This window comes from Saccharomonospora halophila 8 (assembly GCF_000383775.1).
GTDB classification, from domain to species: Bacteria; Actinomycetota; Actinomycetes; order Mycobacteriales; family Pseudonocardiaceae; genus Saccharomonospora; species Saccharomonospora halophila.
The window spans coordinates 2353-4971 of sequence record NZ_KB912584.1; the positions used below are offsets into that span (position 1 = coordinate 2353).

Genomic DNA, 2619 nt, shown 5'->3' on the forward strand with positions numbered 1-2619 from the left:
CGGACGCGGCGCCTGCGCCGGGCCCCTGGTGGTGGCCGCCTGTGTGTTGCGGCGCACCGACTCCGCGCGGCTGGCGGAGCTGACCGACTCCAAGCTGCTCACCGCCGCCGCCCGCGACCGCGTGTACGAGCAGATCCTGCGCCGGGCCCTCGACCACTGCGTGGTGGTGGTCCCCGCCGCGGAAGTCGACGCCTACGGCATCCACGTCACCAATCTCGAGGGCATGCGGCGCGCGGTGGCCGGCCTGGCGCAGCGGCCCGGATACGTGCTCACCGACGGTTTCCGGGTGTCCGGCCTTCCCGCGCCCAGCCTGTCCGTTGTGAAGGGCGACCGCGCGGTGGCCTGCGTCGCGGCCGCCTCGGTACTGGCCAAGGTGACCCGGGACCGGATCATGGCGGGTCTGCACGGCGCGTATCCCGTGTACGGCTTCGCCGGCCACAAGGGTTACACGACGGCCGACCACGGCGCGGCGCTGTCCGAGCACGGTCCCTGCCCGGAGCACCGGTGGTCGTACACGAACGTCGCCGCGGCGGCCGCCGCACACGGGCTGCGGGCACCGCACCGCGTGCGCCTCAGCGTCGCCGCCCTCCAGAACGGGGTCGCCGCCCTGCCGGAGCGGGGAGAGGACCTGGGGGACATGACGAAGGCGGGGGACATGGTGAACGCGGGGGATTCGGTCGGTCCGGTCGGGGACGGTGTCCCGGGCGGCGACGGGCCGGACACCGGGCGCGCGACCGTACGCGCAGCGGCGCAGTATGGTGCGGGCACGGACGACTACGGGAACCACGGCGCGGCGGGTGCCGGGACGGCGGCCGTGCGCGAGAATGGAGCTTCCGCCGGCGACCGGTTGACAGGAGTGCGAGGAGGGGCCCGGGTTTCATGAGTGCGGAGGATCTCGAGAAGTACGAGACCGAGATGGAGCTGTCGCTGTACCGCGAGTACCGCGACATCGTCGGGCAGTTCTCCTACGTGGTGGAGACGGAGCGGCGGTTCTACCTGGCCAACGCCGTGGACGTGCAGGTCCGTGACGGGAGTGGCGAGGTGTACTTCGAGGTGCGGATGTCCGATGCCTGGGTGTGGGACATGTACCGGCCGGCCCGCTTCGTCAAGAACGTCCGTGTGATCACGTTCAAGGACGTCAACGTGGAGGAGCTGGACAAGCCGGAGCTGAGTCTGCCGGACGAGGGACCGTTCGGCGGCGGCTGAGGGTCCCCGGTCCTACCGCGCCCGCGGGAGCGCGTCCGGATCGACGTGCAGCGGCACCGGGTCGGTGGTGCTGAAGACCCGGGTGACCGCGGGGGCCGCCAGGTACCCGAACTCCCCGGCGAAGTGGTGGGCCACCAGGCTGACCGGGTCGTCGAGGTCCACGACCCAGTAGTGCGGGATGCCCGACTCGGCGTACTCCGACGTCTCGGTGACCGTGTCGGTGCGCTTCGAGCCCGGGGAGACCACCTCGATCGCGACGAGCACGTCCGCGGCGCGTAGCCGCCGGGTCGGGCCGTCAGCTCTCGTGACCACCACATCAGGTACCCGGACCGTCGGAAGAGGGCGGTCGCGGATCAGTACCTCGAACTCCCGCAGACCTTCGACCCCGGCGGGTAGTTGATCGTCCAGCACACGGACGAGTCGGGACACCGCACGGCTGTGTCGCCGGTCCGGTCGCGGACTCTCGATCAGCCGGCCTTCCCGGAGTTCGACATGCGCGCTCTCGTCCTCGGGTAACGCGTCCCAGTCCGTCAGCGACAACGGCCGGGGTCGGTGAGCGCCGGTCATCGCGTGCCTTTCGTCGTGGGAGGGCCCAGAGTAGTCGACCACTCCCGGTCCCGGTGGTGTGTCGGTCACCGTGTGTCGCCGTGCGGCGGCGCGGTCCTCGCCGTTGTCGTCCGTGCCGGCACCGCACGGTCCGTTCGTGACTCGGTTGTCCACACGTCCCGGTTGTCCACAGGCCCGGTCCGTTCGTCCTGGTCGGGGGGTGTCCTCCCTGGGAGTGTCAGCGGTGACCGACGCGACCCGACGAGCACCCTGGGGGTGACGTGAGTGGACATCGAGGTGCGGCGTGCCCGCACACACGGCGACAGACAGGCACTGGGACGTGCGGGCGAGGACCTCGCGGCCGAGCATCTGCGCAGGCGGGGACTCACCGTCCTGGAACGCAACTGGCGCTGCCGGGAGGGCGAGCTGGACATCCTCGCCACCGACGGGACGACGCTGGTGGTCTGCGAGGTGAAGACCCGTTCCGGCCGGAACTTCGGCAGTCCCGCGGAGGCGGTCACCGAGGACAAGCGCCGCCGTATCCGGGGACTCACCAGCCGGTGGCTGGCCGCGCGCCGGGTGGCGTGGTGCCCGATCCGCTTCGACGTGGTCGCGATCGACCACCTGCCCGGCGAGGAGCCGGTCGTGCGGCACATCGCCGGGGCCTTCTGATGCCCCTGGCGCGGGCCCGGTCCGTGGCGGTCGTCGGCATCGAGGGCCGTGTGATCGAGATCGAGGCGGATATCGGCGCGGGCATGCCGGGCACGAAGCTCGTCGGCCTGCCGGACGCGGGACTGCGCGAGGCCAAGGACCGGGTGCGCGCGGCGGTCCGGAACAGCGGGCGGGCGTGGCCGGACACCGCCGTGA

Annotated in this window: 5 protein-coding genes; 4 read left to right on the top strand and 1 reads right to left on the bottom strand. The window is 71.9% G+C overall.

Annotated features, from left to right (window positions below):
* Positions 1 to 883 (top strand): ribonuclease HII (locus SACHA_RS22925; RefSeq protein ID WP_157601750.1); only part of this gene is annotated, 883 nt, incomplete at its 5' end.
* Complete coding sequence (locus SACHA_RS0117990; RefSeq protein WP_019812034.1) at positions 880 to 1206, top strand: DUF2469 domain-containing protein; 327 nt, start codon at positions 880 to 882, stop codon at positions 1204 to 1206. The genes SACHA_RS22925 and SACHA_RS0117990, both read left to right, overlap by 4 nt.
* A 12-nt stretch (positions 1207 to 1218) precedes the next feature.
* Here SACHA_RS0117990 and SACHA_RS0117995 read toward each other — a convergent pair whose 3' ends face one another.
* A complete protein-coding gene (locus SACHA_RS0117995) occupies positions 1219 to 1773 on the bottom strand; it encodes a Uma2 family endonuclease (protein WP_028663321.1) in 555 nt (184 codons plus the stop codon).
* 264 nt (positions 1774 to 2037) lie between these two features.
* Here SACHA_RS0117995 and SACHA_RS0118000 point away from each other — a divergent pair, with 264 nt between their 5' ends.
* Together SACHA_RS0118000 and SACHA_RS25770 are read left to right on the top strand one after the other, a co-directional pair.
* Positions 2038 to 2424, top strand: a complete 387-nt coding sequence (locus SACHA_RS0118000; RefSeq protein ID WP_019812038.1) for a YraN family protein — start codon at positions 2038 to 2040, stop codon at positions 2422 to 2424.
* On the top strand, positions 2424 to 2619 hold a 196-nt coding region (locus SACHA_RS25770), incomplete at its 3' end, for a magnesium chelatase domain-containing protein (RefSeq protein WP_039739694.1). The genes SACHA_RS0118000 and SACHA_RS25770, both read left to right, overlap by 1 nt.